We start from the raw sequence: 6837 nt of genomic DNA, 5'->3' as shown, positions 1-6837 counted from the left end.
CCCTAACCCTCCCGAAACGTCGGACCGCCCGGAGGGAGAGGGGACTGACCGAGGTGTCTGTTCGAAATCCATCGACCTGAAAGTCTTCAGTCGAACTCAGGTTCTGAAACCAACGACGGTCAGCTCCCTTTCCCCCTCGCCCCCCTTGGGGGGGAGAGGGTTGGGGTGAGGGGGGAAAAGATCTAAAGCGAACTCAGACCTTCAGCACACCGCGATCAAAGCTTCGCTTTAACCGCCGCCAATGCATCTTTGCCATCCACCGTCTTCACGCCATCAAGCCACTTGTCCAACACCGCCGGGTTCGCCTTGATCCACGTCTTCGCCGCATCGGCATTGCTGACCTTCTTGTTCACCACCTCGGCCATGATGCTGTTCTCCATCTCCTGAGTGAACGAAAGATTGGTCAGCAATTTACCCACATTCGGACAGGCCTCGGCGTAGCCCTTGCGGGTCAGGGTGTAGACGCTGCCGGTGTCGCCAAAGTACTTCTCGCCGCCCTTGAGGTAATGCATTTTCAGCTGCACGTTCATCGGGTGCGGGGTCCAGCCGAGGAAGGTGACGAATTTCTGCTTCTTCACCGCCCGCGAGACTTCGGCCAGCATCGCCTGTTCGCTGGACTCGATCAGCTTCCACTGGCCCAGGTCGAAGTCGTTCTTCTTGATGATCTCTTGCAGCGAGATGTTCGCCGGTGCGCCGGAGCCGATGCCGTAGATCTTCTTCTCGAATTTATCGGCGTACTTATTCAGGTCGGCGAAGTTATGCACACCCGCATCCCACACGTAATCCGGCACGGCCAGGGTGAATTCGGTGCCGTCGAGATTCTTCGCCAGTTGGGTGACATCGCCGGTGGCGACGAACTTGTCGTAGAAGCCCTGCTGCGCCGGCATCCAGTTGCCGAGGAATACGTCGACCTGGCCATCCTTCAAGCCGCCGAAGGTGATCGGCACTGCGAGGGTGTCGATCTTGGCCTTGTAGCCCATGCCATCCAGCAGAAAACCGGTGATGGCGTTGGTCGCGGCGATGTCGCTCCAGCCGGGATCGGCCATTTTCACCGTGTCGCAGCTCTCGGCGAACGCGGATGCGCTGCCCAGTGCCAGCAGGCTGACTGTCACGACTGTGGATAACTTGACCATGGACTTCCCCTTGACGTTATTGGTTTTGGCAGGGTTGTGGATAACGGGCCTTGCGCTCCAGGTCATCGAGGTCGATGTGGTTGCGCATGTACTGCTGACTGGCGTCCACCAGCGGCTGGTGATCCCAGCTCTTGAGCTTGCCGATCGTCAGCGCCTCGGCAACGAAGCGCCGGCGCCGCTGACTTTCGAGCACCTCGCGGTGGATCGTCGGAATGTCCCATCTGGCCCGTGCTTCGGCGAGAAAATCGTCGAACAGCTGACGATGTTGCGGTGATTGGCTGAGTTCTTCGAGTTCACGCGGATCGTTGTGCACATCGAAGAGCAGGCAAGGGTCGCTTTCGCTGTAGATGAATTTGTACGCGCCGCGACGGATCATCATCAACGGGCTGATCGTGCCTTCGGCCATGTATTCGCCGAACACTTCGTCATGACCGCCCTGCCCGTGCAGGTGCGGGACCAGCGAACGACCGTCCAGCGGCAGGTTCGGTTCCAGGCTGCCGCCGGCCAGTTCGACCAAGGTCGGCAACAGGTCGGCGGTGGACACGGCGGCGCTGACTCGGCCCGCAGTGAACTGCCCGGGGGCACTTATCAACAGGGGTACCCGCGCTGCCATTTCGAACCAGTGCATTTTGTACCAGAGGCCTTTTTCCCCAAGCATGTCGCCATGGTCGCCGGAGAACACGATGATGGTGTCATCGATCAGCCCGGTATCTTCGAGGGTTTGCAGGAGTTTGCCGACGTTCGTGTCGATATAGCTGCACGCGCCGAAATACGCCCGGCGCGCATCGCGAATCTTATCCACAGGGAGCGGCTTGTCCCAGAGGTCGTAGACCTTGAGCAAACGCTGGGAATGCGGATCAAGGGAATGTTGATCCGGCGTCGTCGGAAGCGGGATATCCGCATCGTCGTACAAATCCCAGAACGCCTTGGGAATCGTGTACGGATCGTGAGGGTGAGTCATCGATACGGTCAGGCAAAACGGCTGGTCGCCGTCCTCGCGAATGTGGTCGAACAGGTATTGCTGAGCCTTGAACACCACCTCTTCATCGAAGTCGAGCTGGTTGGTGCGCACGCACGGCCCGGCCTGCAACACCGAAGACATGTTGTGATACCAGCTCGGCCGCACATCGGGTTCGTCCCAGTTAACCGCCCAGCCGTAGTCGGCCGGGTAGATGTCGCTGGTCAGGCGTTCTTCGTAGCCGTGCAGTTGATCCGGCCCGCAGAAATGCATCTTGCCCGACAGTGCGGTGCGATAGCCGAGACGGCGCAGGTAATGGGCGTAGGTGGGAATGTCGGCGGGGAAATCGGCGGCGTTGTCGTAGGCGCCGATCTTGCTCGGCAACTGGCCGCTGACCAGGGTGAAACGCGACGGTGCGCACAGCGGGCTGTTGCAGTACGCGGCATCGAACACCACGCCCTGTTCGGCGAGGCGGCTGAGATTCGGCAGTTTGATCGGCGACGGACCGTAGAACGGCAACATTGGCGCGGCCATTTGATCGGCCATGATGAAGAGAATGTTCTTGCGCTTCATGTGATCGCGGCATTCCATAGTGAATATTTATGCGACATTGCTGTGAATGAGCATGGATTCCACGCAATATCCCGTAAAGCCCGCGCCGGACAATGACTAGGATAAGCACAGCTTATGTATGAAGCCCTCGGTGATTTGTCGCTGGACCTGCTGCGTGCCTTCGAGGCTGCGGCCCGTCATCGCAGTTTTACCGCTGCAGCGGTGGAGCTCGGCACGACGCAACCGGCCATCAGCCAGCAGATCAAACGGCTGGAGGAACAGCTCGGAACGCGGCTGTTCGACCGGATCTATCGAGGTATCGGGCTGACTGAGGTCGGTTCGATTCTTTTTGAGCAAGTCACCCTCGGTTTACAGAACATCGACGCAGGATTGAGCGCGATCAGCGCACAACAGCAACATGAAGTGCTGCAGGTCGCCACCGATTTTGCCTTCGCCGCGTACTGGCTGATGCCGCGCCTGCACCGTTTCCATGAAGCTTATCCACAGGTCGACGTCAGCCTGGTGACCAGCGAGCGCAATCACAACATGCTGCGCACGGATATCGATGTTGCCGTGCTGTTCGGCGACGGTCGCTTCAAACAGGGCGAAAGTCACTGGTTATTCAGCGAAGAAGTATTTCCGGTGTGCAGTCCGCAATTGCTCAGGGATCGCGCTCTGCCCTTGCCGGCCCCAGCGTTGCTGGAGTTTCCACTGCTGCACCTTCGCGGGGAAAACAGCAGCAACTGGTTCGACTGGAGCGGTCTGTTCCGCGCGCTGAACATCAGTACGCCGCCGGCCCCGGGCCAGTTGCGCTTCGACAATTACACCTTGCTGATTCAAGCAGCGATTGGCGGTCAGGGTGTAGCCATCGGCTGGCGCCACCTTGTGGATAACTTGCTCACCCAGGGTTTGTTGTGCCGACCGATTGCCGAAACCACCCTGTCGCGCCTCGGTTATTACGTGGTGTTGCCGCAGCGCAAACGCCGGGGCGCGTTGATTCAGACGTTCGTGGATTGGCTGATGGCCGAACAGGCCAGCAGCGCCGAATCCCTGGCCGGGCTGCCGCTGCCGTCGATTGCGGTGTAACGGATCAGCAAGCAGCAACAAAATCCACGTGCTGGCGCAGATGCAAATTCAGCCGCAGCTCATCGGCGATGCCCACCGCCACCCGATTCAGCCGCTCCAGCGGTTCAGCCAGACCCGGTTCAAGCGTGCGGCCAACCTGGCTGAAGTGCTCGATCGTCAGCCCAGCCACGCTGCGCGGTGCATTCACCAACGTCCAGTGCAGCGGGCTGCTTTGCAGGGCTTCGCGCACTTCTTCGGCGGCGTGGCGTTGCAGCGGGTCGGCGTTTTCCGGATCGTCCAGGGCTTCGAATTCGCCGATGACAAACAGCCGCGAGACGTTCGCTGCCTGCAGCCCGTCGATCAGCGCATCCACCGCCAGCACCTGTTCCACCGGCCCCAGCACCACGGATTTCTCAATGTGATCGCTGCTCAGCGGCAGGCCCGGCGCATTGAGCAGGCAGATCACCGCCGAACTGCCAGCCACGCTCTGATTGACCCGCTCGGCATCGAGCAGGTCGCCGCTTTTGGTACGCAGTCCCGGCCGTGGCGCGAGCGCCGTCAAATCGTCGAGGATGGCGATGACTTCATGCTGGCGACGCAGCAGTTCAGCCATCAACGCACTGCCCAGGCTACTCATGGCACCATAGAGCACCACTTTCACCGCCGGGGTTTCGGCATTTTTCATGGCTGAGGTCCCGTTTGTTTTCCCTTGTATGGCGTGTGACATACGGGCAACGCCGAGGGTTCGAACCGATTCAGAGGGTTTGCGATGCAGACGATCAAGGGCTATCACGCCCATGTTTATTTCGATGCCAGCACCATTGAACAGGCGCGGGCGCTGTGTGAGCAGGCCGCGCAATTATTCCCGTTGAAGATGGGCCGTGTGCACGAGCGTCCGGTCGGCCCGCACCCGGACTGGAGCTGCCAGCTGGCCTTCGGGCCGGAACTGATCGGCGACGTGCTGCCGTGGCTGGCGCTCAATCGCAAGGGGTTGGTGGTGTTCCTGCACCCGGATACCGGTGATGATTTGCTTGACCACACCGAGCACGCGATCTGGATGGGCGCTGTGCGGCCGCTGGATCTGTCTGTTTTCTGATCAGAGTGTTTCTTCGGGCTCCCCCGGCAAATGCTCATCCAGGTGCAGCCACGGCAATTGGCTGTCAGTCCAGATGTGCCGCTGCGCAGCGGCCTGCTCCGGGTGATCGAGGGTGGCGACCGTCAGATCGATACTTTCGGGACTGAGCAACGTCACCAGCGCCAGTTGCGCGCCGCAGTTCGGGCAGAAGAACCGTGCGCAACTGGTTGACGAGTCGTAGCGCGAAGGCGTCCCGGCCAGCCACTGGAAATTCGCCACCGGCAGCGTGATCCAGGTGGTGACGATACCGCCGCTGACCCGCCGACAAATCGAACAATGGCAGTGGGCAATGTCGTGCAATGTCCCACTGAACTGATAGCGGATATGTCCGCAATGGCAGCCACCGCTGTGCAATTCACCCATCGCCCCACTCTCCCGTTCCCGTGTTCATTGACTCTAGCCGCATCCGACGGCCGGTTGGCCGTTCGCATCGAAGCTTTCATCCGCGAAAGCTGGCTGAAAGGTTGCCCCATTAGGATCGCCGCCACTACCGGCAACAGACCGGTTGGCCACGCGTGTGATTGCTTGCACGTCAGGCCCTATTAACAACAACAATGGTGATTCTGATGTCCTCTGTAACCCGCCTCCTCGCTGCAACTCCGCCCGTACGTCTCGTGCTTCCCGTTCTGCGCTGATCCCGCCCGATCCGCCCATTCCCTAGCCGCACTACGCCTGGAGTATTCCCATGCTGACTTTCCTTGGCTTTGCCATGGTCATCACGTTCATGTTCCTGATCATGACCAAGCGCCTGTCTGCGCTGATCGCTCTGATCATCATCCCGATCCTGTTCGCCCTGTTCGGTGGTTTCGCGCCGAAGATCGGCCCGATGATGCTCGAAGGTATTACCAAGCTTGCGCCGACCGGCGTGATGCTGATGTTCGCCATTCTGTATTTCGCCCTGATGATCGACTCCGGCCTGTTCGATCCGGCCGTGCGCAAGATCCTCAAACTGGTCAAGGGCGACCCGCTGAAAGTTTCGGTCGGCACCGCCGTACTGGCGCTCGTCGTTTCCCTCGATGGTGACGGCGCGACCACTTACATGATCTGCGTGGCCGCCATGCTGCCGCTGTACAGCCGCATCGGCATGAGCCCTCGGATCATGGCGGGCCTGATCATCCTCGCCGGCGGCGTGATGAACATGACCCCCTGGGGCGGCCCGACCGCCCGTGCCGCCAGTGCGCTGCACGTGGACCCGTCGGACATCTTTGTACCGATGATCCCGGCCATGGGTGCCGGTGTGATCGCGATCCTGATCATTGCCTACTTCTACGGCAAACGTGAACGTGCGCGTCTGGGTGAGCTGCACCTGATCGGCGACGAGATCGATCACAGCGAAATCAGCGTGTCGCAGTTCCCGGATGCCCGTCGTCCGAAGCTGATCTGGTTCAACGGCCTGCTGACCCTGGCGCTGATGTGCACCCTGATCGCCGGCCTGCTGCCGCTGCCGGTGCTGTTCATGGTGGCGTTCAGTATTGCAATGATCGTCAACTACCCTTGCCTGCAACAGCAGAAAGACCGCGTCGCGGCTCACGCCGGCAGTGTGCTGTCGGTGGTCAGTCTGATCTTCGCGGCGGGCATCTTCACCGGTATCCTGTCGGGCACCGGCATGGTCGATGCCATGTCGAAAAGCCTGCTGGCAGTGATCCCTGATTTCCTCGGCCCGTACCTGGCGGTGATCACGGCGCTGGTGAGCATGCCGTTCACGTTCTTCATGTCGAACGACGCGTTCTACTACGGTGTGTTGCCGGTACTGTCGGAAGCGGCCAGCCATTACGGCATCACCGCAGTGGAAATGGCCCGTGCCTCGATTGTCGGCCAGCCGGTTCACCTGCTGAGCCCACTGGTGCCGTCGACGTATCTGCTGGTCGCACTGGCCGGGATCGAGTTCGGCGATCACCAACGTTTCACCCTGAAGTGGGCAGTGCTGGTCTGCCTGTGCATACTGGTCGCAGCCTTGCTGTTGGGGACTTTCCCGCTGTTCAGCACTTTGTAAC

The 6837-nt window shown here is 60.3% G+C and carries 7 protein-coding genes; 3 read left to right on the top strand and 4 right to left on the bottom strand.

Annotated features, from left to right (window positions below; translation table 11 throughout):
• Positions 1–215: 215 nt before the first annotated feature.
• Both choX and betC read right to left on the bottom strand, forming a co-directional pair.
• Positions 216–1133 carry a choline ABC transporter substrate-binding protein gene (choX, locus tag J5M72_RS24455; RefSeq protein WP_169428231.1) on the bottom strand — a complete coding sequence of 306 codons (918 nt, stop codon included), beginning with the start codon at positions 1131–1133 and terminating at the stop codon, positions 216–218.
• Positions 1134–1149: 16 nt separating this feature from the next.
• On the bottom strand, positions 1150–2664 hold the full coding sequence (betC, locus tag J5M72_RS24450; RefSeq protein WP_207867362.1) for a choline-sulfatase: 1515 nt from the start codon (positions 2662–2664) through the stop codon (positions 1150–1152).
• A gap of 114 nt (positions 2665–2778) precedes the next feature.
• Here betC and J5M72_RS24445 point away from each other — a divergent pair, with 114 nt between their 5' ends.
• Entirely contained in the window at positions 2779–3729 is a 951-nt protein-coding gene (locus tag J5M72_RS24445) for a LysR family transcriptional regulator (RefSeq protein WP_207867360.1), read from the top strand.
• A 4-nt stretch (positions 3730–3733) separates the two neighbouring features.
• Here the strand turns inward: J5M72_RS24445 and J5M72_RS24440 are convergent, their stop codons facing one another.
• Positions 3734–4393 (bottom strand): NAD(P)H-binding protein, encoded by a 660-nt coding sequence (locus tag J5M72_RS24440; protein ID WP_207867358.1) that lies wholly within the window; start codon positions 4391–4393, stop codon positions 3734–3736.
• A gap of 84 nt (positions 4394–4477) precedes the next feature.
• On the opposite strand from J5M72_RS24440, the gene J5M72_RS24435 reads away from it, so the two are divergent.
• Complete coding sequence (locus J5M72_RS24435; RefSeq protein WP_207867356.1) at positions 4478–4804, top strand: DOPA 4,5-dioxygenase family protein; 327 nt, start codon at positions 4478–4480, stop codon at positions 4802–4804.
• Here J5M72_RS24435 and J5M72_RS24430 read toward each other — a convergent pair whose 3' ends face one another.
• Positions 4805–5206 (bottom strand): GFA family protein, encoded by a 402-nt coding sequence (locus tag J5M72_RS24430; protein ID WP_207867354.1) that lies wholly within the window; start codon positions 5204–5206, stop codon positions 4805–4807.
• Positions 5207–5528: 322 nt separating this feature from the next.
• Between J5M72_RS24430 and J5M72_RS24425 the strand changes: the two genes are divergently transcribed.
• Positions 5529–6836 carry a CitMHS family transporter gene (locus J5M72_RS24425; protein ID WP_169428236.1) on the top strand — a complete coding sequence of 436 codons (1308 nt, stop codon included), beginning with the start codon at positions 5529–5531 and terminating at the stop codon, positions 6834–6836.
• Position 6837 lies beyond the last annotated feature (1 nt).

The sequence above is a fragment of the Pseudomonas sp. 58(2021) genome (genome assembly GCF_017491585.1).
Lineage (GTDB): Bacteria > Pseudomonadota > Gammaproteobacteria > Pseudomonadales > Pseudomonadaceae > Aquipseudomonas > Aquipseudomonas fluorescens_BT.
The sequence above is the reverse complement of the archived record's forward strand: the minus strand, read 5'-3'. Positions and strand labels throughout refer to the sequence as shown.